Here is a 22,388-nt window from a genome sequence, read left to right on the forward strand (position 1 = left end):
CGTGGCACCTCCGTCGGTGATTCACAGACACGGATTTGTTGTAAGTCACAACAAAGTAGCCGCCGGTCGGCGGCCTGCGCGTCACGCCTTGGTAACAGTTGTCTGGACCAATACTGGTGGAGGTGGGCCAACCCGGAACGGAGGTGTGGAACTTTCCCTCATTCGGACGGGTGACCCGGAACGAGTTACATGCGACCATTCGCTGTCTCAGCGTGATCAAGGAGGCCGCAGTGTCGCGACTCAAGAACCTGGCTCGTGTGCTCGTGGCGGTGACGCTGGCCGTTCCCCTGGCGGCTGCCACCACAACCACGGCGAACGCCGCGCCGCTGCTGGGCGGCGGCCTGGTCGACTTCGGGTGCGCGCAGGCCCGCCTGCACTGCCTGGGCAAGGCGATCAAATCGCCGGACGGGCCGGGACCGTTGGTCGCGGCGACGCCGGTCGGCTACGGACCGGCTGAGATCCAGGCCGCCTACGGCCTCGGCGGCCGGCACGCGAACGGCCGCACCGTCGCGATCGTCGACGCCATGGACGCCCCGACCGCCGAGAGCGACCTCGCGACCTACCGCGCCGCGCGGGGGCTGGCGCCGTGCACATCGGCCGACGGCTGCTTCCGCAAGGTCAACCAGCACGGCGCGGCGAGCCCGCTGCCGGCACCGGACTACGGCTGGGCGGAGGAGATCAGCCTCGACCTCGACGCCGTGTCCGCGACCTGCCCCGACTGCCGCATCCTGTTGGTGGAAGCCGATTCCCCGGACACCGACCCGCTGATGACGGCCGTCGACACGGCCGCAGCGACCCCGGGGGTCGTGGCGATCTCCAACAGCTACGGCGGCGACGAGGACCCGACGATCACCGCCGCCGACACCCACCTCGACCACCCCGGCATCGCCATCACCGCGTCGTCCGGCGACGCCGGCTACGGCGTGAGCTGGCCCGCGTCGTCGCCCTACGTGACGGCGGTCGGCGGCACGACACTGAAGAAGGCCGCCGGCACCTCGCGCGGCTGGGCGGAGACGACGTGGTCGGGCAGCGGCAGCGGGTGCTCCGCGCTCGAGCCGAAACCCGCGTGGCAGCACGACACCGCGTGTGCGAAGCGAACTGTCGCCGACGTGGCCGCGGTGGCCGACCCGAAGACCGGGCTCGGCGTGTACGACACGTACAACAGTTGCGGCGGCGGGGCGTTGTGCGACCTGCTGCTGACGCTCGGGCTCGCGCAGGGCGCCGACGGCTGGGTGCAGGTCGGTGGCACGAGCCTGTCGTCGCCGGTCGTCGCGTCGGTGTACGCGCTGGCCGGGAACTCCGTCACGGCCGCGGCGCAGCCGTACGCGCACCCTGATGGCCTGTTCGACGTGACCTCCGGCAGCAACGGCTCCTGTGGTGGTTCGTACCTGTGCACCGCCGGCGCGGGCTACGACGGCCCGACCGGTCTCGGCACGCCGAACGGTATCGCCGCGTTCTGACCCGGGCACCGTGAAATTCGGGGCGTTGTGACCCGCCGCGCCCGGGGGGAGGGTGAGGGGACCGGTGGCGTCACCGGGGCGCCGCCACGACCGCCGGGAGGTGGATCGTGTTCGCTCGCAGCACGACGATCCAGCTGAAGCCGGCGTCGCAGGACGACGCGGTCGCCTACGTGCGCGACACCGTCATGCCCGCGGCGCTGGCCACCGAGGGGAACGTGGGACTGTCGATGCTTCTCGGCCGAAAGGACAGCCGCACCATCGTGACCACGGCGTGGCGCTCGGCCGAGTTCATGCATGAGAGCGCGCAGGCGATGACCGTGCTGCGGCAGCAGGTCGCCGACATGTTCGGCGGACCACCGCAGGTGGAGGAGTGGGAGATCGCGCTGCTGCACCGTGATCACCATTCCGGTGCCGGTGCGGCGGTGCGGGGAACGTGGCTGAAGGTGGCGCCCGAGCAAGTGGACGCCGTCGTCGACGTGTTCAAGATGACCACGCTGCCGGCGCTCGCCGAGTTCGACGGGTTCTGCAGTGCGAGCCTGCTGCTCGACCGCACGAGCGGCCGGTGCGTGGCCTCGATCGGCTACGACAGCGCCGAGGCACTGGGCCGCACCGCCCAGAAGGCCAACTCGCTGCGCGCGGCCACCCTGCGGGAAGCCGGCGCCGAACGGCTCGACGTCCGCGAGTTCGACCTCGCCATCGCGCACCTGAACGTGCCCGAGATGGCGTGAGCGGTGTCCGGGCCGCCGGTGCGCGGGGAAGCGCACCGCCGGCCCGGCCCGTAATTCACCGCCGGGTGCGTGAACGCGCGGAATGCGCACCGGGGGAATAGGGAACGATTCTCCGTCGTGACGATTTCCGGGCGACGAAGAAACGTCAGGGCTGCGCATTTCCCGCGGCTACCGTGGTGCGATGGTGATGTCTCGGCGCGCGATTCTCGCCCAAGCCACGTTCGCCGCCGCGGGCGGTCTCGTGTGGACGGCCGCCCCGGCCACGGCCACCGGGCGCCCGCGCGTGGAGGACTCGCTGCGCGCGGCGATCCGGCGGCTGCACGAGAGCCCGCACGGCCCGCCGGCGGTCGTCGTCGCGATCGGCCGCGGGTCGGGAACTTCCCTCTACACGGCGGGAGTTCCCCGGCTCGGTACCCACCGCTCCCCGCGCGCGGACCACCGCATGCGGGTGGCGAGCGTGGCCAAGGCGTTCAGCGGCGCGACGGCGCTCTCCCTCGTGAGCAGCGGCGGGCTGTCGCTCGACACCACGGTGGGCCGGACGGTGCGCGGGATGCCGCGGGAGTGGTCGGCCGTGACGGTGCGCCAGCTGCTCGGCCACACGAGCGGCATCCCCGATTTCAGCGACGCCACCGAGTTCCGCGACGCGTTGGTCGCGAGCCTGCGCGACCCGCCACCGCCGCGGGAATTGCTGTCGTACACCACCGATCCCGAACTGCTGTTCCGCCCCGGCAGCCGCTACGCGTATTCGAATTCCGACAACATCCTCGTCGCGCTGATGTGCGAGTCGGTCACCGGCCGGCGGTACGAGGACGTGCTCCGCCAGCGCGTGCTGCAGCCGCTGGGGCTGGGCGACACGAGCCTCCCGCGTGGTCCGGACCTGCCGGAACCGGCGCTGCACGGCTACGACACCACTGTCGCAGGCCCGCCCGAAGACGTGACGACCACCGTCGCCGCCGGCTGGAGCTGGGCCTCCGGCGGCGTGGTGTCCACACCGGCCGACCTGGTGCGCTTCATCCGCGGCTACGTCGGCGGCGCCCTGATCGACCGCAAGACCCGCGACGCCCAGCTCCGGTTCCTGGCGGGCGGGTCCGAACCACCCGGCCCGGGCACGAACGCGGCCGGCCTGGCCCTCTTCCGCTACGACACCCGCTACGGCCGCGTCTACGGCCACACCGGCAACACCCTCGGCTACACCCAGTTCACCGCCGCCACACCCGACGGCCGCGGCGGCGTCGCGGTGTCCATCACGGCGCAGATCACCCCGACGAGCGGGCCGCCACTGTTCGGGCAGCTGCGGGAGGTTTTCGAGCTGGCGGTCGGGGTGTTGCTCTCGAGCTGACGACCCGCCGCGCGCCGCGCGAATATTGGCTGCCATCTGGCCTGCTGGTGGCACGCCGGCAGGCCAGATGGTCTAGAACAGACGCCATGGTCGCGCCCGCGTTCGACGCCTACGGCTACGCGGGGTCAGGTTCCTTCTGCACAGGAGACCGGCCTTTCGGTCTGGGTGAGGCGAGGTCGTCGACCGCCAAGAGGCTGGTGGGCCGTACCGGTGACGGTGTGGTGCACCAGCCCCTTGGCAGTGCTTGGCACAGGCCTCGCATTTCCGCGTCAGACTTTTCGAACATCCACCGTTAGCGCCCGGCCGTCGCGGGCGCCGCTGTCTCGGTGAGCCCCATCAGCGCCACCGGCAACGGGCCGCGGTGCAGGACACCGAGGCGCTGCGTCGCGCGCGTCAGTGCCACATACAGTTCGGCAGCGCCGCGAGGACCGTCCTCGAGGATGCGGTCCGGGTCCACAACCAGCACGGAGTCGAACTCCAGCCCCTTGGTCTCCGCGGCCGGCACGGCGCCGGGCACGTCCGGGGGCCCGATGACGACGCTGGTGCCTTCGCGTCCGGCTTCCTCGCGCACGAACTCCTCCACCGCGGCGGGCAGTTCGGCCTCGGTGACGTGCCGCGACCACGGCTGGACCCCGTTGGCGCGGACCGAGTCCGGCGGGCGGATCCCCGGGGCGAACCCGGCCAGCACGGCGGCCGCGACGCTCATGATCTCCGCCGGCGTGCGGTAGTTGACCGTGAGGGAGCGGTACGCCCAGCGGTCGCTCACGTAGCGGTCCAGCATCGAGGCCCACGACGTCGCCCCGGCTGCCGACCGGCGTTGCGCGAGGTCGCCGACGACGGTGAAGGAGCGGCCCGGGCAGCGGCGCATCAGTACGCGCCAGTCCATTTCGGACAGTTCCTGGGCCTCGTCGACCACTACGTGCCGGTAGGTCCAGCCGCGGTCGGAGGTGGCGCGTTCGACGAGGTCGCGGGTGTCGCGCGCCACGAACCGGTCGGCGAGGTCCTCGGCGTAGAGCAGGTCCTTGGCGAGCAGGCCGACGTCGTCGTTGAGGTCCTCGCGTTCGATGAGCGAGTCGAGCACGTCGGCGGCGTAGGCGGCCTGGGCCTTGCGCTCCCGCTCGGCCGCCTGCTCGGCCCGGGCGTCGGCGGCCTTGTCGCGGCCCAGCAGGTCGACGAGCTCGTCGAGCAGCGGCACGTCCGACACCGTCCACGCTTCGCCGTCTTCGCGCAGCAGTACCGCGTCGGCGCCTGCCGCGCGCAGCCGTTCCGGTGACTCGTAGAGCGACGCGAGCAGGCCCTGCGGAGTGAGGATGGGCCACAGCTTGTCGACGGCGGCGACGAACCGCGGGTTGCCGGCGAGTTCCTTGAGGAGGGTGCGCTTGAGGTCGTCGCGTTCCTCGCGGTTGTCGCGGCCCAGCCAGCCGCGGCCGATGCGGTTGATCGCGCGCTCGGTGAGCACGTAGGTGACGATCTCGGTGAACACGTCGCGCGCCTCGTTGTGCGGCAGCCCGCTCGCGCGCGCCTCCTCGATGGCCCATTGCGCGGTCTCGGCGTCGATCCGCACGATGACGTCGCCGACCGTGACCGGCACCGGCTCCTCCGGCATCCGCTGCCGGTCGGCGATCGCGGCCGCGAGCACGTCGAGGATCTTCAGCTCGCCCTTCAGCCGCGCCGCCTCCGGCCCGTCCTCGGCGGTCACGTGCAGGCCGGGCACGAAACCGCCGGTGGTCGTGAACACCACGTCGGTCTCGCCCAGCGACGGCAGCACGCGCCCGATGTGCTGCAGGAACGCCGGGTTCGGCCCGACGACAAGCGCGCCATGACGTTCCATCCGCTCCCGCTGCGTGTAGAGCAGGTAGGCGACGCGATGCAACGCCACCACGGTCTTCCCTGTGCCCGGGCCGCCTTCGATCACCAGCACGCCCGGGTGGTCGAGCCGGATGATCTCGTCCTGCTCGGCCTGGATCGTCGCCACGATGTCGCGCATGCCCTCACCGCGCGGCGCGTTGGCGGCCGCCAGCAGCGCCGCGTCGGCGTCACCGTGCTCGCCGGTGGTGGGCCGGCCGAGCACCTCGTCGGTGAACTCGCGGACCCGCCGCCCGCGCGTGTGGAACTGGCGGCGCCGGCGCACGTTCTCCGGGTGCGCCCCGGTCGCGGTGTAGAACGGGCGCGCCGCCGGCGCCCGCCAGTCCAGCAGCACGGGCCGGTACTCGTCCTCCTCGTCGAACAACCCGATGCGGCCGATGTAGGACACGTCGTCGTCGAGCGTGTCCAGGCGGCCGAAACACAGGCCGTTGTCCACCACGTCCAGCCGCCGCACCTCCCTGCCCAGCGCACGCACGCGCACGTCGCGCTCCATGGGCGTCCCGCCGTTTTCCCCCAGCGCCGCCTCGTACTCGCCCTTCACCCGCGCGCGTTCGCCGTCGAGGCGCGTGTAAAGCCCGGCGACGTAGGCGCGCTCGGACCGCAATTCCTGTTCGTACCCCTCAGCTGACACAGATCCCCTTCACCACTCTCGCCGCCACCGCGTTTTCGCAGGTCGCGGCTTCAGGGTGGTGATTGTGCGGCATCACCCGGGTCTTGCCACAAGCCCCGGGGTGCGTTATACGTTGATAGTGGCGGGGGAGCGTGTGCTTTCTTCCCGCCTGTTCCCGGCCTCGAGAACCCCTCGAGCAGATGAGTCGGATCTTCCTCTTCATGTTCACGCCGTGTTCGCGCATACCGGCGGCAGTTCTACAAGGCCCGGCCGCGCTCGATATCCTCCCCGACGGCGGCTGGACCTCGGTGTACGTGCAGGTGCGCAACGCCGGGACCGCGGCAGCGTCCGGGGTGCGGTTCAGCGTGACGCTGCCGCACGAGCTGCAGGAGACCGGCAGCATGACCACGAACCAGTGGGACTGCTCGGGTGAGGGGCGCACCACCACGTGTGCGTTCGTCGGCGACCTCGCCGCCGGTGCGGAGCCTTACGGGCTGAGCCTGACCGCGGGGGTGTCCGGCGCGACCGCGGGCGGGGCGTCCGACGTCACGGCGGAGGCGTCGACGACGTCACCCGACGCGAACGCGGCGAACGACACCGACCGGCAGACGCTGACCTACGTCGGCAAGGGGATCGTCAAGACGCAGTTCTGGAACGACCTCAACGCCGACGGGCTGCGGCAGCCGGGCGAGCCCGCGGTGGACCCGGGCGGCATCAGCGTCCGTTCGGTGGGCGACGACGACCTGTACGGCGCGGCGAAAACCTTCGACGGGAAGTACTCCGAGCAGGTCCCGGCGAAGGAGTACTACGCGGAGGTCGAGGTCCAGACCAGCCGGTGGCTCTTCACCACGCCGGACGCCGGGGACGACCGCGTCGACTCGGACTTCACGCCGAACGGCGAGAACCAGTACTTCCAGACCGCTCGCACCGAGCCGTTCACGGTCACCGACGGCGGCACGGTGCAGGTCGACGTCGGCGTGGTCGCCGTGGCCGCGGGCAGCTGACTTCCGGTAGCGGCCGGACGGTGGTGGGCGTCGCGCGGAACCCGTCGCGACGCCCACCACCGCGTCGCGCGCCTCAGCCGTTCTGCTCGGCCCACCACTTCCGCCCGCTCTCCGGCAGCGTCGAAATCGGGTCGTAGTACGGGTACCGCCGCCGCAAGGCCTCCGGGTCCGCGTGCTCGATGCCGGTGCGGTAGTTCTTCGTCCAGTAGGAGATGCCGCGGTCGCGGTCGTAGTCGGCGAGCTGGTGGACCCAGCGCTTGCCGACGTAGGGGACGTCGCACACGATGCGGGGGGTGGCGTAGCCCGGGAGGTAGCCCATGATGGCGTGCTGCAGGTCCTGGGCTTCCCACACGGCGACGCGCCAGTGTTCGGCGTTGGGGATCATGTCGCACATGTAGAAGTAGTACGGCAGGATGTTCGCCTCGCCCTGCAACGCGAAGCACAGGTCCAGCAGTGCGGCGGGGGTGGCGTTGACGCCGCGCATGAGCACGCCCTGGTTGCGCACGTCGCGCACACCCACCTCGAGCGCGGTGCGCGCGGCTTCGGCGACCAGGGGCGTGACGGACTGCGCGTGGTTGACGTGCGTGTGGATGGCGAGGTTCACGCCGCGCCGCTGGGCTGTGACGGCGACGCGCTCGAGGCCCTCGGTCACCTTCGGCTGCAGCCAGTGCTGCGGCAGCGCGGCCAGCGCCTTGGTGGCGAGGCGGATGTCGCGGATGGTCTCGATGTCCATGAGGCGCATGAGGAACGACTCGAGCTGCGGCCACGGCACGTTGGCGACATCGCCGCCGGACACCACGACGTCGCGCACGCCCGGGGTGCGCTTGAGGTAGTCGATCATCGCGTCCTGGCGGTCGACTGGCTTGAGCGTGAGCTTGTGCTTCTCGACCTGCTCCGTCGAGTTCCCGACGAGGTCCATGCGCGTGCAGTGCCCGCAGTACTGGGGGCACGTCGAGATCATCTCCGCGAGCACCTTGGTCGGGTACCGGTGCGTGAGACCCTCGACGACCCACATCTCGGCCTCGTGCAGCGAGTCGCGCTCCGAGTGCGGGTGGCTGGGCCACGCGAGGTCGCGGTCGCTGCGCACGGGCAGCATGTAGCGGCGGATCGGGTCGGCGTAGAACGCCTTGGTGACCTTCGCCGGGTCGCTGCCGGCGGACGGGGCCATCGTGTTGAGCATCTGCGGGGGCAGCAGCATCGACATCGTGGCCATTTCCTGCTGGTCCGCGAGCAGGTCCTCGTAGAACCGCTCCTCCAGCAGATCACCCATCAGCGCGCGCAGCTGCTTGACGTTGCGGACGCAGTGCACCCGCTGCCACTGCGCGTCGCGCCACTCGGCGTCGGTCACGTGGTGCCAGCCGGGGAAGCGGCGCCAGTCCGGTTCCACCAGCTCGGTGCGCGCGTAGTCGTACGGCTGGTCGTGGGCGGGAGGCGGCACGGGTTCCTGGATCGCAGTCATCTGTACTCCAGTCATTCGTGCTTCAAGTCGTCGGTAACGCGTTAAATTATCCTGCCATAACGTTCTCACGACGTAAATCTTCTTGCACGGTGACTGTGCGTGCCGCAGCGGTAAGACCGCTGCGGCACGCGTTCTCAAGCTGCCGGACGGATGTTGTGGTTCACGCGGAAGAGGTTGCCCGGGTCGTAGACGTGCTTCACCGCGGCGAGCCGGTCGTAGCGCTCCGGCCCGTAGATCGCGCGCACCGCGGCGGCCGACGAGCCCTCGTCGGCCGAGAGGAAGTTCGGCGACTGCCGCTCGGCCGACCACGGCTCCAGCGCGCCGACAACGGTGTCGAGGGCAGCGCGCAGCTCCTCGGCGCGCTCGGGACCGCCGACGCCGAGGGCGAACACCAGGAACGGCACGCCGCGCACAGGGACCGCGTTCGGCACCGCGGGCTCGCGGTCGAGCGCGCCGCCGAGGGCGCGCAGCTCCACGCCCAGCAGCGGGCAGTCCGAGTCCGGCCCGGTGAGCTCGACGAGCGCGTCGATCGTCTCGGCGGTGATCTCGCGCAGGCTGGTGGTGCGGTCGTAGTACGGGAGCGGGTCGGCCGGGTCGAGGTGGATCTCGCCGATCGAGCTGAACGGCTTGTCTTCCACCAGGTCCAGGAGCACCGGGGCGACGTCGCGCAGTGGCGCGAGGAGCCGTTCGGCGGCCTCGGGCGAGCCGAGGTGGGCGAAGCGCAGGTGCACCACGAACGCGCCGCGCAGCACATCGGGCAGCTCGGGTGCCGGCGGCAGCCGTTGCACCATCACCGAGGTCGTGGCTTCCTCTGGCAGCAGCGGCACCCACTGGCGCCACGCGTGCAGCACCACGGCCAGGTCCTCGCCCGCGTAGTAGAGGCCGCCGCCGTAGAAGCGGGTGACGGGGAACAGGTCGAACTCGAGCGCGGTGACCACGCCGAAGTTGCCCTTGCCGCCGCGCAGCGCCCAGAACAGGTCGCGCTCGGTCTCGGCCGTCACGGTCCGGTGCGCGCCGTCGGCGGTCACGACCTCGATGAGCCGCACGTGGTCGGCGGCGTAGCCGCGGGTCCGCCCGATCACGGGGCTGAGGCCGCCGCCGAGCGTGTAGCCGACGACGCCGACGCCCGGCGCGGACCCGGCCAGCGGCGCCAGCCCGTGCTCGGCCGCCGCGTCGAGGACCTGCTGCCAACGGGCGCCGGCCTCGACCCGCGCGGTGCGCCGCCGCGGGTCCACGGTCACGCCGGTCATGCGGCTCGTGGTGATCAGCACCGCGTCCCGCGCCTGGGCCACGACCTGGTGAGCCGTGGCCTTGATCGCTACGGGCAGTGATCGGCGCCGCGCGAACCGGACGGCGTTCTGCACGTCGGCGGACGAGGCCGCGGCGACGACGAGCGCGGGTTCGAGCGGGTTGTTGAAGTTGAAGGCGGCGCACTCGGCGGCATATCCGGGCTCGCCCGGCAGCAGCACCTCGCCTTCGGTCACAGCGACGAGGTCGGTGATGTCTTCGGCCTGGATGAGCCCGGTCACCGGGCTCGCGACGATCTGGTGCATCGAAGTCCCCTGTCTCCCGCCCGGCCGGTCACCCGCACCGCGCGTCCCCTTCGGCGGCCACCTGGCGGCGGCGCTCCCTCACGGACCAAGCACGTGCCGACCGGCCCGACCCGTTCAGGTGACCTGGCTCACAGGGGTGAACTCGTGTTCACACGGAGTGAGGAAAACCGACCCCGGGCGGTCGGCGCGCGCGACGCGGGGGAGACTCGACACCGTGACGAACGACAGCACGACGCTCCTGCTCGGCGGCAGGATCTACACCCCGTCTTCCCCCGACGCGACGGCGCTGGCCGTGTCCGGCGGCACCGTGGTCTGGGTCGGCCAGGACGCCCCCGCCCGCGCGCTGCACCCGGACGCGACGGTGGTCGATCTCGACGGCGCGTTCGTCGCCCCCGCGTTTGTCGACGCCCACGTGCACGCCACCGCCACCGGCCTGCACCTGACCGGCCTCGACCTCACGCGCGTGCGTGGCGCCGGCGAGCTGCTGGCCGCGGTCCGTTCCGCCGTCGCCGCCGCGCCGGGTCAGGTGCTGCTCGCGCACGGCTGGGACGAGTCGGCCTGGACCGACCCGCGCCTGCCCAGCCGCGCCGAGCTCGACGACGCCGCCGGCACCACGCCCGTCTACCTCAGCCGCGTCGACGTGCACTCCGCGCTCGTGTCCACCGCGCTGATCGACCTCGCGCCCGAGGCCCGCGTCGGCGAAGGCTTCTCCGCCGACGGACCGCTCACCCGCGACGCCCACCACAAGGTCCGCGCGGCCGCGCGCGCCGCGATCAGCCCGCAGCAGCGCACCGCGGCGCAGCGCGCGTTCCTCGCCGAGGCCGCCGCGCGCGGGATCGTCGGCGTGCACGAGTGCGGCGGCCCGGACATCGGCGGCGAGGACGACTTCACGGGCCTGCTCGCCCTCGCCGCCGAACCCGGCCTGCCCGAGGTCGTCGGCTACTGGGGTGAGCTCGGCGGTCTCGACACCGCCCGCGCCCTCGGTGCCCACGGCGTGGCGGGCGACCTGTTCGTCGACGGCGCGCTCGGCTCCCGCACCGCCGCGCTGAGCAGCCCGTACGCCGATGAGCCGGGCACATCCGGTGCCCTCTACGCCGACGCAGCCGGCATCGGCGAGCACCTCGCCTCGTGCACCGAGGCCGGGCTACAGGCCGGGTTCCACGTGATCGGCGACGCGGCCGTCGCGGAGGTCGTCGAAGGCTTCCGGCTGGCTGAGAAGGAGGTGGGCCAGCGCGCGCTCGCCGCCCGCCACCACCGGCTCGAGCACCTGGAGATGGTCACCGCCGACCAGGCCCGCGCCCTCGCCGGCTGGGGTGTCGTCGCCTCGGTGCAGCCGCTGTTCGACGACGCGTGGGGCGGCGACGCCGGCATGTACGCCGAGCGCCTCGGCGCCGACCGCGCCGCCGGGCTCAACCCGTTCGCCACGCTCGCCGCGGAGGGCGTGGTGCTCGCCTTCGGCTCCGACTCCCCGGTGACGGCGCTCGACCCATGGGCCGCCGTCCGCGCGGCCGTGCACCACCACACCCCGGCCGCCCGGCTCTCCGCGCGCGCCGCCTTCACCGCCCACACCCGCGCGGGCCACCGCGCCGCCGGCGTCAACGACGGCGTGACCGGCAGCCTCGTGCCCGGCGCACCGGCGCACTACGCGATCTGGGACGCGACCGACCTCGTCGTCGCCACGGCCGACACCCGCGTGCAGCGCTGGTCCACCGATCCGCGCTCCGGCGTGCCGCCGCTGCCGCGCCTCGACCCGGGTGCGCCGCTGCCGAAATGCCTGCGGACGGTGCGCGCAGGCACGGTCATCTACGACCAGTTCACCTCCGCCTCCTAGAGTTCGGGGCGTGGCAGTGACTGTCGTGGACCCCGAACCGGGCGCTCCGCACGAAACGACCTCCAAGCGGCGGAAACGACCGCGGTTCACGCGTGCGTGGCTGGTGCGGCTCGTCGCCGCCGGCGCCACGGGCTACCTGTACTACCTCAGCTTCGCGCCGAGACCGCTGTGGTGGCTCGCGCCGATCGCGTTCGCCGGGTTCGCGCTCGTCCTTCGTGGACGGTCGCTGCGCGGCGCGTTCGGCTACGGCTTCGTCTACGGCGTCGTGTTCTTCCTGGCGTTGCTGGTGTGGCTGCAGGACTTCCTCGGCCGGGAGTTCGGGCCGTGGCCGTGGCTGGGGCTGTCGTGCGCGCTGTCGCTCTACTTCGGACTCGCCGGGGTGCTGATCCGGGTCGTGTCCCGGTTGCCGCTGGCGCCGCTGTGGGGGGCGCTGGTGTTCGTCGCGCTGGAGACGCCGAGGGCGTGGTTCCCGCTCGGCGGCTTCCCGTGGGGCCGCGTCGCGTTCAGTCAGCCCGAAGGCGCGTACCTGTCGCTGGCGTCCGTCGGCGGCGCGCCGCTCGTCGGGCTCGCCGTGGTACTCAGCGGCTTCGGCCTCGCCGCGCTGGCCGCGCGGTGGAGGGAACAGCGCAAGCTGCGCGACCGCCGGCTCATCGCGCCCCTGGTGCTCACGTTCCTGCCGGTCGTCGCCGGGCTGGCCGTGTGGCCGACAGTCGGCACCGACGCACAGGACGGCTCGCTCACCGTCGCCGCTGTGCAGGGCAACGCGCCCGACATCGGCATCGCGCTCGAAGGCCAGCGCGACGTGCTGCGCCAGAACCACCTCGAGGAGAGCGCGAAGCTCCTCGCGCAGATCGAGGCGGGCAAGGTGCCCAAACCCGATCTGCTCGTGTGGCCCGAGACCGCCACCGCGGTCGACGGCGACGACCCGGCGGTGGACCAGATGGTGAACTCCTACGGCGTGCCCGCCATCATCGGCGCGCTCTACCGCCTGCCCGACGGGACCGCCCAGAACTCCGCGATCGTGTGGGACCCGAAGACCGGGCAGGGCCAGCGCTACGCCAAGCAGCAGCTGGTGCCCTTCGGGGAGTACGTGCCCGCCCGGGACATCGCGCGGCTGGTCACCCCGTTCGTCGACGACACCGCCGACATGCGCACGGGCGACGGCAGCAACGCGGCCCTGTCGGTCGCGGGCACCAAGGTCGGCGTGTTCATCTGCTACGAGACCGCGTTCGACTACCCCGCCCGCGAAGCGACCGACGACGGTGGCGAGCTGCTCGTCGTGCCGACCAACAATGCGTGGTACGGACCGGGGGAGATGAGCTACCAGCAGCTGGCGATGTCGCGGCTGCGCGCGGTCGAACACGGGCGCGCCGTGGTGGTCTCGGCGACGTCCGGAGTGAGCGCCCTGGTGGCCCCGGACGGGACGATCACCAGCTCAACCGGCCTTTTCACGGCAGACGCCCTGGTCGGCCGCATGCCGCTGCGGACGCAGACTACGCTGTCGGATCGACTCGGTGCGTGGACGGAGTACGGACTGCTGGCACTGGCGATCGCCGGTGTCGCCGGCGGGTTCGTACTCCGTTTTCGCACCCGGCGCACTCGCGCCGGCACGACAGCAGGGGACGCGGCGGGCTGAACCGCCGGATTCGGAGGAGACGGATGGCGCAGGCGCCGCGGGGGGCCGAAGGAATCGAGCCGGTGCTGGTGGTGATCCCGACCTACAACGAGCGGGAGAACCTGGGCCCGGTTCTGGACCGGCTCCACAAGGCACTCCCGGACGTCCACGTGCTCGTCGTCGACGACGGCAGCCCGGACGGCACCGGTGAGCTCGCCGACGAGCGGGCTGCCGCCGACGAGCGCGTCCACGTGCTCCACCGCACGGAGAAGGCGGGGCTGGGCAAGGCCTACATCGCCGGGTTCCGATGGGGCCTGGCGCAGGGCTACGCCACGTTCGTCGAGATGGACGCCGACGGCTCGCACGCCCCGGAGGACCTGCCGCGGATCCTGGACGCGGTCACGGACACCGACCTGTCCATCGGCTCGCGCTACGTGCCCGGCGGCAGCACGGTCAACTGGCCGCTGAGCCGGCAGCTGCTCTCGCGCGGCGCGAACATCTACTCGCGCATCGCCCTGGGCCTCAAGGTCTCCGACATGACGGCCGGCTTCCGCGCCTACCGCCGGCCGGTGCTGGAGAAGCTCGAGCTCGACGAGATCGCCTCCCACGGCTACTGCTTCCAGATCGACCTCACCCGCCGCACCGCCGACGCGGGCTTCGACATCGTCGAGGTCCCCATCACCTTCACCGACCGCGAGATCGGCCAGTCGAAGATGAGCGGCGACATCATGCGCGAGGCCTTCTTCCGCGTCGCGGAGTGGGGCGTGAAGCGGCGCCTGGAGCAGGTCAAGCGCCTGCTCGGCCGGCACTGACGTACTGAGTTCCCGCGAGAGTCCGCCGTCCTGTTCCGGGGCGGCGGACTCTCGCATGTCCGGAGAAAGCTGTGCTGGAGCTGACGCGGGTCGTCCGCTACGGCCGTCCAGTCGACGCTCTCGATCCCGTCCACATCGCGCTCGTCACCCTCCGAGGCGTGGGAACCCACCTTCTCCGGCCAGCCGCACAGGCGGGCTGGCAGGCCAACCAGGGGAGCAACCCGCCGTAGTCGCCCCGGACATGCGAAAGGCCCCCGTGGAGGGAGGTCACGGGGGCCGATCGATCGGGGGATGGGTGGGAGCCAGCTACTGGCCGAGACTCACGCGGACCGGCTGGTCCGGCGTCCCTTGAGCTCGGCGAGACGTTCGTTCAGCAGGTCCTCGAGCTCGGGAATGGAGCGGCGCTCCAGAAGCATGTCCCAGTGGGTCCTGGGAGGCTTGGTCTTCTTCTGCTCGGGCTGCCCGCCATCGACGATCTCGCTCTCGCTGCCGTGCAGGCGGCATTCCCAGACGGTCGGGATCTCGGCGTCGTCGGAGAACGGCACCTCGAACTCGTGGTTCTTGGGGCACGCGTAGCGCACGGTGCGGCGCGGGGCGAGGTCGTGATTGCGGTCGGTCTCGTAGCTGACCGCTCCCAGCCGGCTTCCACGGAGAACACGGTCGGCCATGATGGGGTCCTTTCAGTCAGCTCCGGGTGGAGCCAGGGTGTTGCTCACCCTATGCAACGAACGAGGCGTTCGGGGGATTCCCCGGTAACCATGTCGTTGCTCACGATGAGCTGTGTCACCCTTCGGCATCAGCTTCCTCTACTGGGACAGGTTTCGCGCTCCGGCGTGACGCAGACACCGCCTTCCAAGTGCGGATATCCCCCAGTTGGGCTACTGGCGATCCGTTCACGACAACCGTAACTGACCGTGGTGGGCCGTCACGGGACCCAAGTCACCCAACCGGAAGTGTCGGCGGCACAATACCTGATAACGGACCGTAGTGGATTCAGCATCGGAACGTGCCGAAGCTGAAGATTCAACTACAGGCTGTTCGGTATCTGCTACTACAACGGTGTCACCCTCGCGGAGTATTTCGTCGTCCCGCACGCGTGCGTTGAACCGGCCCGGCAGCCCGCACCAGCACAGCACCTCGACCTGCACCGGCTGCAGCTCGTCGGCCAGTTCGAACAGCCGGCCCGCACCGGGGAACAGTCGGCTGCGGAAGTCGGTGGCGATGCCGAAGCAGTACACGTCGATGCCGGCCTCGTCGGCCAGCTCCGCCAGCTGGTCGACCTGCGCGGGGGAGAGGAACTGCGCCTCGTCGACGATGATGTAGTCCACGTGCTGCCCGTCGGCCCAGCGCTCGCGCACCAGGTCGCGCACGTCCGTGCCCGCGGCGACCTCCGTGGCGAGGCGCGTGATCCCGATCCGGCTGCTGATCTGCGGCGCCCCGGACCGGTCGTGGCGCACCAGCACCAGCCCGCGCCGGCCCTGCCGAGCGTGGTTGTGGTCGATCTGCAGGGCCAGCGTCGACTTCCCGCAGTCCATCGGGCCGTAGCAGAACTTCAGGCGGCCGCCCCGGGCGCGCGCGGCAGGGACCGGGGACAGCGCGTCGGTGGGATCGTCGGGCACGGCTTCTTCGAGGGCAGTCACGACGATCGACCCTATCCGGCCCCGGCCCGCCCGCTCACAGCACGGCGGGCGGACGGTTCCCGGCCGCCACGATCGCGCGCCGCACCGGCACCAGCGCCACGAACACGAACCCGAGGACGAAGAAGACCACCAGCGCGACGATCGCCAACCGGAACGACCCCGTCGCCTGCCCGACGCCCGCGAACACCAGCGGACCCAGCCACGACGTGCCCTTCTCACCCACGACGTAGAGCGAGTAGTACTGCGCGTCCTTGCCGGCCGGGATCATCTGGCTGAACAGCGACCGCGACAACGCGTTCGTGCCGCCCAGCACCAGCCCGATCCCCACCGCCACCGCGTAGAACTGGAGTGGCTGCTCCGGCTGGATGAAGTACGCGCCCACCAGCACCACCACCCACAGCACCAGGCTGCCCAGGATCGTCCGCTTCGCGCCCAGCCGGCGCGCGACCAGCCCGTGCAGCACCCCGCCCACGTAGGCGAGGAACTGGATCACCAGCACCGTGATGATCAGCACCTCGTCGGAGAAGCGCAGCTCGTCCTTCCCGTACTGCGCCGACACCGCCACCACCGTGGAGATCCCGTCGGCGAAGAGCAGGTAGCTGCCCAGGAACGCCAGCGTCAGCGGTAACGCCTTCGCCTCCGCCGCCGTCCGCCGCAGCTCCCGGAACCCGGCCCGCAGCACCGACACGCCACGCTCGACCGCCACCGGTGTGTGGACGCGGGGGAGCGCGCGCACCACCGGAATGGTGAACACCGCCCACCACAGGCCGGAGGTCAGGAAGCAGATCCGCACCGCCGTGCCCGTGTCCACACCCAGCGCGTCGCGGCTGAGGTAGAACGCCAGCTGCAACGCGAGCGCGAGCCCGCCGCCCAGGTAACCGAACGCCCAGCCCTTCGCGGACACGGAGTCACGCTCGTCGGGCTCGGCGATGTCGACCAGGAACGAGTAGTAGACGACCAGCGAACCGCCGTAGCCGATGTTCGCGACGATGAACAGCGCCGCGCCCAGCTGCCAGTCGGAGCCGGCCATGAAGAACATCAGCGCCGACGCCGCCGCGCCGAGCCACGCGAACCAGCCCAGGATGCGCCGCTTGTTCCGGCTGCGGTCGGCCACCGCGCCCGCGATCGGCAGCACCAGCACCTGCACCACCGTCGCCACCGACAGCAGGTAACCCCACGTCGAACCGGCAGGAAAATGCAGCCCGAACAACGACACGTCGCAGTTGTGGAGCTTGTCGTCCACACCGGACGCGTCGAGGCACGCCTTGTCCCCGTTAAGGGTGATGTTCTGCTTCGCGTCCGCCGCCGCGACAGTGCTCATATACAGCGCGCCGAACACCGTCGTCACCGACGAATAGAACGGCGAATTGGCCCAGTCGTAGAAGTACCAGCCCCACCGTTCCCGCTTCTTGTCACGGGTCTCGGCCAGCGTCATCCACGGCTCCTCAGCGGTCGCGAATCTCCAGGTCAGGCGGCAGACTACTGGGGCGGCCGCGCGCGACACCGCCGAACGGGTAAACCGTGTCCGGTTCGTCGCTTGCCGATCATCCGCGCTGCGCCGAACGGCTCCCGAAATAGCGCGGCGAGCGTGTCGCTCACGTGATTCTTTACCGATTTGTGTGAGACTGGTGTGCGTGTTGTGACTCTTGTGGTCAATGGGTCACGTGCTTACTGTGCAACCCATGACCAACCGCGTTCGCACTGCTCACCGCGGCGCCGTGAGGATCCTGCTCCTCGCGGCCGCCGTCCTGGGGCTGCAGCTCGCCGTCGCCGGCGCCGCGTCCGCGGACCCCGCTTCGAGCGCCTGGGCCAAGCTGCGGATGTGCGAGTCCAGTAGCCGCTACACGATCAACACCGGCAACGGCTACTACGGCGCCTACCAGTTCGACCTGCCCACCTGGCGCAGCGTCGGCGGCCAGGGTCGCCCCGACCAGGCCAGCCCCCGCGAACAGGACTACCGCGCGCTCTACCTCTACCGCATGCGCGGCTGGCAGCCCTGGCAGTGCGGCGGGATGCTCAAACTCGTCGGCGACGCCGACGCGCGCAGCAAGCGCATCCCGTCCTACGACGAATCCGCCTACATGGGCGGCACCGGCCTGCCCGCCCCGCCGACCCTGAAGCCCCAGCCCGCACCACCCGCGCCGCCCGGCGGCATGCCCGCCTGGCCCGGAGTCGTCTATGCCTACGGCGACTGCGCACCCGCGCTCAAAACGTTCCAGCTGCGCATGAACGCCTTCGGCTACGGCTTCACCGGCACCGGCTGCTACTACGACAAGACCAAAACCGCCGTGCTCGACCTGCAGCGCGCCAACGGCATCAAAGACTCCGGCCGCCTCGGCCCGCTCACGTGGAAGGCCGCCTGGCAGGGCAAACGCCCCAGGTAGAAACGCGGCTCAGCCGGCCTGCTGCCACACACCCCGCTCGACCAGCACGTCGCGCAGCAGGTCCGGCCGGTCCGTCACGATCCCGTGCACACCCAGGTCCAGCAGCTCCCGCATCTGCGCAGGATCGTCGATCGTCCACGCATGGACCTCGAACCCCGCCCGCTCCGCCGTCTTCACGAACGAACGGTCCACCACCGTCAGCGGCCCCTGCTTCGCCGGCACCTGAGCCAGATACCCGCCCGCGAACCGGCTCAGCGGCAAGGGCGGCACCCACCCGTTGGCCCACACCATCAGCACCGACCGCGGCCCCATCGCCGTGCACAGCTTCGGCCCCGCCAGCCGCCGCAGCCGAGCCAGCCGCGAGTCCGAAAAGGACGCCGCCGCCACCCGGTCGATCGCACCCGTGCGCTCCAGCACCCGCACGAACGGCTCCACCGCGCTGTTGGCCTTCACGTCCACGTTGAACCGAGCCTGCGGCAGCTCCTCCAGCACGTCCTCCAACCGCGACAACGTCGCCCGCCCACCGACCTTGACGCCCTTCACCTGCTCCCACGTCTGCGCCGCGATCGACCCGCCACCATCGGTGGTGCGGTCCAGCGTGTCGTCGTGATGCACCACCACCACACCGTCCGACGTCGCGTGCACATCCGTCTCGACGTACCGGTAACCCTCCTCGACCGCGCGCTTGAACGCCGGCAGCGAGTTCTCCATCCCCTCCAGCTCGTCGAGGTGCCACCCGCGGTGGGCGAACGCACGGGGGAGCGGATCGGCCAGATACGGAAACGGTGGGCGCATCTCCACAGTGTGCTCCACCGGCATGGCCTCGGCATGAGAACACGATGGCCAGCTAGGGTCTGGCGGGTGAGGGAACTGGCCGAGCACCCGATGACCGGCGACGAACTGGTCGTACCGCGCCGCAGCAACGCACCCAAGCACTGCGGCTGGTGCGGCCGCCGCCTGCCCGAGGGCGGCAACGTCGGCCGGCGCCGCCGCTACTGCGGGCAGTCCTGCCGCCAGCGCGCCTACGAACGCCGCACCGCCCTGCAACGCAGCGGCCTGCCCGAAGACGCCGTCGTGCTCTCCGACACCGAGATCGCCGCCCTGCAGGACCGCCTCTTCCAGCTGCGCTGCGCCGCCGAGGACATCGCCACTGCCACCCAGGACGGCGCCGACGCCAACGAGCTTCGCCGCCTCGCCGAAGCAATCGTGCACGCCGCGAAGGACCTCGAGCAGCTCCGCTGAGGATTCACGCGGCTCCGCCGGGATTTCAAGCGGCTCCGCCGGCCCGCGCGGCGGACTAGAGTCCGGAATGTCCCCGGGGGACTGCCGGCAGCGAAGCCGCGCGCCGGCCGAGCGAGGGAGACGCCCGTGACGAAGGCCGCGTTCACACCCGCCACCGAACTCGACGCCGTCCGCGAGCTCACCGTCGGCGACCTGCTCCGCGAAGCCGCCGACCGAGCCCCGGACGCACCCGCCCTCGTCGAAGGCCTGCCCGACCCCGCAGCGCGGCGCCGCTGGACCTACGGCGAGCTCCTCGGCGAAGCCGAAGACGCCGCCCGCGCCCTGCTCGGGCGCTTCGAACCCGGCGAACGCGTGGCCGCCTGGGCCAACAACATCCCCGAATGGGTCCTGCTCGAGATGGCCACCGCCCTCGCCGGCCTGACGCTCGTCACCGTCAACCCCGCCCTGCGCGAAGCCGAACTCCGCCACGTCCTCGGCCAGTCCGGCGCCTCCGGCGTGTTCCTCGTCGGCGAATACCGCGGCACCCCCATGGCCGCCATCCTCGACCACGTCCGCCACGACCTACCAAACCTGCGCGAAACCATCCGGTTCGAAGACTGGCGCGCCTTCCGCGCCTCCGGACTGCCCACCCAGGCCCTGCCCACCGTCGAACCCGGCGACCCTGCCCAGATCCAGTACACCTCCGGCACCACCGGCACCCCCAAAGGCGCCGTGCTCCACCACCGGGGCATCACCAACAACGCCCTGCTCTCCTACGCCCGCACACTGGACATGCGACCCGGCGAGAACTTCGTCAACCCCATGCCCCTGTTCCACACCGCCGGCTGCGTACTCGCCACCCTCGCCCCGATCGCCACCCTCGGCACTCAAGTCCTGATGCCCTGGTTCGACCCCGCACTACAGCTCGCCCTCCTCGAACAGGAGAAGGGAGTGGTCTTCGGCGGCGTGCCCACCATGCTGCTTGCCCTGCTCGGCCACCCCGACTTCCCCAAGACCGACCTCAGCTCCGTCCGCTACGCCCTCAGCGGCGGCGCGACCGTGCCACCCGCCCTCGTCCGCCGCATCGAAGCCACCCTGGGCGTCCCGATGTCCATCATCTACGCCCAGACCGAAGCCTCACCCGGCATTTCCATGACCACCCCCGCCGACAGCGCCGACGACCGCGCCGAAACCCTCGGCCGCGCCCTGCCCGCCTGCGCCGTGAAGATCGTCGACCCCCTCACCGGCGAAATCGCCGCCACGGGGGAGACCGGCGAGCTCTGCACCCGCGGCTACCACGTGATGACCGGCTACCACGCCATGCCCGAACAGACCGCCGCCGCCATCGACGCCGAAGGCTGGCTCCACACCGGCGACCTCGCCCGCATGGACGACCGCGGCTACCTCACCATCGAAGGCCGCGTGAAAGAGATGATCATCCGCGGGGGAGAGAACATCTACCCGCGCGAGATCGAACACGTCCTGCTCGACCACCCCGCCGTCGCCGACGTCGCCGTGGTCGGCATCCCCGACCCGGAGTGGGGCGAACAAGTCGGCGCGTTCGTGCTCCTGCGGCCCGGCGCCGACGCCGGCGAGGAAGAACTGTTCGCCCACGTCCGCGAACACCTCGCACCGCACAAGACACCCAAGGTGTGGCAGTTCGTCACCGAGTTCCCGCTCACCGGCTCCGGCAAGATCCGCAAACACCTGCTCCGCGAGCAGTACATGGCCACCCACTGAACCCTCAGCCCGCATCACCCGCGCCCAGCCCGTCCAGCGCGCGGTACGTCCGGTTGCTCGCCGCCGCGGCCCGCTGCTCCCGGCCCGTCGCCTCGATGTAGTTCTGGCTCGTGGCCAGGCTCGCGTGCCCCAGCAACGCCATGATCTCCGACGCCGTCGCCCCGTCCTCCGCCAAGCGCGTCGCGAACGTATGCCGCAACGCGTGCAGATTCGCGCCCGCCGGAACCCGGTCGTGCAACCCCGCCCACCGGTAACACGACTTCACCAGGTACTCCAGAGCCCCGCGCCCGATCGGCTCACCCGCCCGATCGCGCAGCAATGGCTCCGCCGCCGGGAACCGCAACTGCGGAAACCGCCGCCGGCACGACTTCCCGTAGTCCTCGATCAGCTTCGCCAGCACCGGCTGCACCGGGATCGACCGGTCCCGGCTGCCCTTGCCCGAGACGTGCAACCGCAGCTCACCGTCACGGCCCACCACCGAACGCGGCGTCAGCGCCCGCATCTCCGCCGCCCGCAACCCCGCCACCAGCCCGAGCGCCAGCACCAGCACGTCGCGTTCCGGCCACGGATCCCGCGCGCGCCGCGCACCGTCGGCTGCCGCGGCGAGCAACCGCTCCGGAGTTTCCTCACCCCGCAACGGTTTCGGCACCAGCGGGGGAGTCTTGGGCCGGGCGACCGCGCCCATCGGGTTGCCCGCCAGCAGCCCGTCGGACACGCAGAACGTAAGGAACTGGTTCCACGTCGACCACGCCCGCAGCACGGAGCTCTTCGCGTGCCCGTCGGCGAACGCGCCGAACGCCGTCCGCAACGCCGGCGCCGTCAGATGCTCGACATCCAGCTCCTCGGGCGCGCGGCCGAGCTCCTGGAGCAGGAGAGTGGTGATCCCGGCCAGATCACGACGGTAGGCGGCAGTGGTGTGCGGCGAGTCCTTGCGCGGCCGCCGTGCCGCGAAGAACGCTTGCTGCGCCTCGGAAACCAGCATCTGGATCTTGTACAGCACAGCACCGACAGTTCTGTCGCCCGGATGCTTGTCCGGTATGCTGCATAATGGCGATTATGCATGAAACATGGCCGCGGCAGGGGTGAATCCCCTTGGGGGACAACGGTTCTCTCGGTCTCGCGTCCT

The 22,388-nt window shown here is 71.1% G+C and carries 18 protein-coding genes; 10 read left to right on the forward strand and 8 right to left on the reverse strand.

The features are described from left to right. Positions 1 to 230: 230 nt before the first annotated feature. From AB0H62_RS27845 to AB0H62_RS27855, 3 genes are all read left to right on the forward strand, one after another. Complete coding sequence (locus AB0H62_RS27845; protein WP_360589131.1) at positions 231 to 1,460, forward strand: S8 family serine peptidase; 1,230 nt, start codon at positions 231 to 233, stop codon at positions 1,458 to 1,460. A gap of 107 nt (positions 1,461 to 1,567) precedes the next feature. Further along, a complete protein-coding gene (locus AB0H62_RS27850) occupies positions 1,568 to 2,188 on the forward strand; it encodes a hypothetical protein (protein ID WP_360589133.1) in 621 nt (206 codons plus the stop codon). Between the two features lie 181 nt (positions 2,189 to 2,369). Then, positions 2,370 to 3,527 (forward strand): serine hydrolase domain-containing protein, encoded by a 1,158-nt coding sequence (locus AB0H62_RS27855; RefSeq protein WP_360589135.1) that lies wholly within the window; start codon positions 2,370 to 2,372, stop codon positions 3,525 to 3,527. Between the two features lie 292 nt (positions 3,528 to 3,819). On the opposite strand, the gene helR is transcribed toward AB0H62_RS27855, so the two are convergent. Continuing rightward, positions 3,820 to 6,024: an RNA polymerase recycling motor ATPase HelR gene (gene helR, locus AB0H62_RS27860; RefSeq protein WP_360589137.1), complete on the reverse strand. Its 2,205-nt coding sequence runs from the start codon at positions 6,022 to 6,024 to the stop codon at positions 3,820 to 3,822. Positions 6,025 to 6,203: 179 nt separating this feature from the next. Between helR and AB0H62_RS27865 the strand changes: the two genes are divergently transcribed. Then, a complete protein-coding gene (locus AB0H62_RS27865; RefSeq protein ID WP_360589139.1) occupies positions 6,204 to 7,007 on the forward strand; it encodes a hypothetical protein in 804 nt (267 codons plus the stop codon). A 73-nt stretch (positions 7,008 to 7,080) separates the two neighbouring features. Here AB0H62_RS27865 and AB0H62_RS27870 read toward each other — a convergent pair whose 3' ends face one another. Both AB0H62_RS27870 and AB0H62_RS27875 read right to left on the reverse strand, forming a co-directional pair. Further along, positions 7,081 to 8,466, reverse strand: coding sequence for a lysine 2,3-aminomutase (locus tag AB0H62_RS27870; protein WP_360589141.1), 1,386 nt, complete (start codon positions 8,464 to 8,466; stop codon positions 7,081 to 7,083). A gap of 134 nt (positions 8,467 to 8,600) precedes the next feature. Beyond that, positions 8,601 to 10,019, reverse strand: coding sequence for an FAD-binding oxidoreductase (locus AB0H62_RS27875; protein ID WP_360589143.1), 1,419 nt, complete (start codon positions 10,017 to 10,019; stop codon positions 8,601 to 8,603). A gap of 214 nt (positions 10,020 to 10,233) precedes the next feature. Here AB0H62_RS27875 and AB0H62_RS27880 point away from each other — a divergent pair, with 214 nt between their 5' ends. The 3 genes from AB0H62_RS27880 to AB0H62_RS27890 are packed head-to-tail and all read left to right on the forward strand — an operon-like array spanning position 10,234 to position 14,277. Further along, positions 10,234 to 11,850 carry an amidohydrolase gene (locus AB0H62_RS27880; protein WP_360589145.1) on the forward strand — a complete coding sequence of 539 codons (1,617 nt, stop codon included), beginning with the start codon at positions 10,234 to 10,236 and terminating at the stop codon, positions 11,848 to 11,850. A gap of 10 nt (positions 11,851 to 11,860) precedes the next feature. Then, on the forward strand, positions 11,861 to 13,486 hold the full coding sequence (gene lnt / locus AB0H62_RS27885; protein WP_360589147.1) for an apolipoprotein N-acyltransferase: 1,626 nt from the start codon (positions 11,861 to 11,863) through the stop codon (positions 13,484 to 13,486). Positions 13,487 to 13,509: 23 nt separating this feature from the next. Continuing rightward, on the forward strand, positions 13,510 to 14,277 hold the full coding sequence (locus AB0H62_RS27890; RefSeq protein WP_220240743.1) for a polyprenol monophosphomannose synthase: 768 nt from the start codon (positions 13,510 to 13,512) through the stop codon (positions 14,275 to 14,277). 320 nt (positions 14,278 to 14,597) lie between these two features. On the opposite strand, the gene AB0H62_RS27895 is transcribed toward AB0H62_RS27890, so the two are convergent. The 3 genes from AB0H62_RS27895 to AB0H62_RS27905 all read right to left on the reverse strand — a co-directional run bounded on the left by AB0H62_RS27895 (position 14,598) and on the right by AB0H62_RS27905 (position 17,352). Beyond that, entirely contained in the window at positions 14,598 to 14,945 is a 348-nt protein-coding gene (locus AB0H62_RS27895) for an RNA polymerase-binding protein RbpA (RefSeq protein WP_091613651.1), read from the reverse strand. 225 nt (positions 14,946 to 15,170) lie between these two features. Beyond that, a complete protein-coding gene (locus AB0H62_RS27900) occupies positions 15,171 to 15,917 on the reverse strand; it encodes a thymidine kinase (protein ID WP_220240742.1) in 747 nt (248 codons plus the stop codon). Positions 15,918 to 15,951: 34 nt separating this feature from the next. Further along, the gene (locus AB0H62_RS27905) at positions 15,952 to 17,352 is read right to left on the reverse strand and encodes an MFS transporter (protein ID WP_360589150.1); all 1,401 of its coding nucleotides are present in this window, start codon (positions 17,350 to 17,352) and stop codon (positions 15,952 to 15,954) included. 247 nt (positions 17,353 to 17,599) lie between these two features. On the opposite strand from AB0H62_RS27905, the gene AB0H62_RS27910 reads away from it, so the two are divergent. Beyond that, positions 17,600 to 18,301: a transglycosylase family protein gene (locus AB0H62_RS27910; RefSeq protein WP_220240740.1), complete on the forward strand. Its 702-nt coding sequence runs from the start codon at positions 17,600 to 17,602 to the stop codon at positions 18,299 to 18,301. Between the two features lie 9 nt (positions 18,302 to 18,310). Here AB0H62_RS27910 and AB0H62_RS27915 read toward each other — a convergent pair whose 3' ends face one another. After that, positions 18,311 to 19,096 (reverse strand): glycerophosphodiester phosphodiesterase, encoded by a 786-nt coding sequence (locus AB0H62_RS27915; RefSeq protein ID WP_220240739.1) that lies wholly within the window; start codon positions 19,094 to 19,096, stop codon positions 18,311 to 18,313. 90 nt (positions 19,097 to 19,186) lie between these two features. Here AB0H62_RS27915 and AB0H62_RS27920 point away from each other — a divergent pair, with 90 nt between their 5' ends. Together AB0H62_RS27920 and AB0H62_RS27925 are read left to right on the forward strand one after the other, a co-directional pair. After that, a complete protein-coding gene (locus tag AB0H62_RS27920; protein ID WP_255638848.1) occupies positions 19,187 to 19,543 on the forward strand; it encodes a hypothetical protein in 357 nt (118 codons plus the stop codon). A gap of 126 nt (positions 19,544 to 19,669) precedes the next feature. Beyond that, the gene (locus AB0H62_RS27925; protein ID WP_220240737.1) at positions 19,670 to 21,262 is read left to right on the forward strand and encodes an AMP-binding protein; all 1,593 of its coding nucleotides are present in this window, start codon (positions 19,670 to 19,672) and stop codon (positions 21,260 to 21,262) included. Between the two features lie 4 nt (positions 21,263 to 21,266). Here AB0H62_RS27925 and AB0H62_RS27930 read toward each other — a convergent pair whose 3' ends face one another. Next, the gene (locus AB0H62_RS27930; RefSeq protein ID WP_220240736.1) at positions 21,267 to 22,262 is read right to left on the reverse strand and encodes a tyrosine-type recombinase/integrase; all 996 of its coding nucleotides are present in this window, start codon (positions 22,260 to 22,262) and stop codon (positions 21,267 to 21,269) included. Positions 22,263 to 22,388: the final 126 nt, after the last annotated feature.

The organism is Amycolatopsis sp. NPDC050768, from assembly GCF_040654155.1.
GTDB lineage: Bacteria > Actinomycetota > Actinomycetes > Mycobacteriales > Pseudonocardiaceae > Amycolatopsis.

What these genes read in the sequence shown, in the direction of transcription:
- AB0H62_RS27890 (WP_220240743.1), top strand. Translation starts at nt 13,510, where the DNA reads ATGGCGCAGGCGCCGCGGGGGGCCGAAGGAATCGAGCCGGTGCTGGTG.
- AB0H62_RS27905 (WP_360589150.1), bottom strand. Translation starts at nt 17,352, where the DNA reads ATGACGCTGGCCGAGACCCGTGACAAGAAGCGGGAACGGTGGGGCTGG.
- AB0H62_RS27870 (WP_360589141.1), bottom strand. Translation starts at nt 8,466, where the DNA reads ATGACTGCGATCCAGGAACCCGTGCCGCCTCCCGCCCACGACCAGCCG.
- AB0H62_RS27855 (WP_360589135.1), top strand. Translation starts at nt 2,370, where the DNA reads ATGGTGATGTCTCGGCGCGCGATTCTCGCCCAAGCCACGTTCGCCGCC.
- AB0H62_RS27910 (WP_220240740.1), top strand. Translation starts at nt 17,600, where the DNA reads ATGACCAACCGCGTTCGCACTGCTCACCGCGGCGCCGTGAGGATCCTG.
- AB0H62_RS27875 (WP_360589143.1), bottom strand. Translation starts at nt 10,019, where the DNA reads ATGCACCAGATCGTCGCGAGCCCGGTGACCGGGCTCATCCAGGCCGAA.
- AB0H62_RS27865 (WP_360589139.1), top strand. Translation starts at nt 6,204, where the DNA reads ATGAGTCGGATCTTCCTCTTCATGTTCACGCCGTGTTCGCGCATACCG.
- AB0H62_RS27920 (WP_255638848.1), top strand. Translation starts at nt 19,187, where the DNA reads ATGACCGGCGACGAACTGGTCGTACCGCGCCGCAGCAACGCACCCAAG.
- AB0H62_RS27895 (WP_091613651.1), bottom strand. Translation starts at nt 14,945, where the DNA reads ATGGCCGACCGTGTTCTCCGTGGAAGCCGGCTGGGAGCGGTCAGCTAC.
- AB0H62_RS27915 (WP_220240739.1), bottom strand. Translation starts at nt 19,096, where the DNA reads ATGCGCCCACCGTTTCCGTATCTGGCCGATCCGCTCCCCCGTGCGTTC.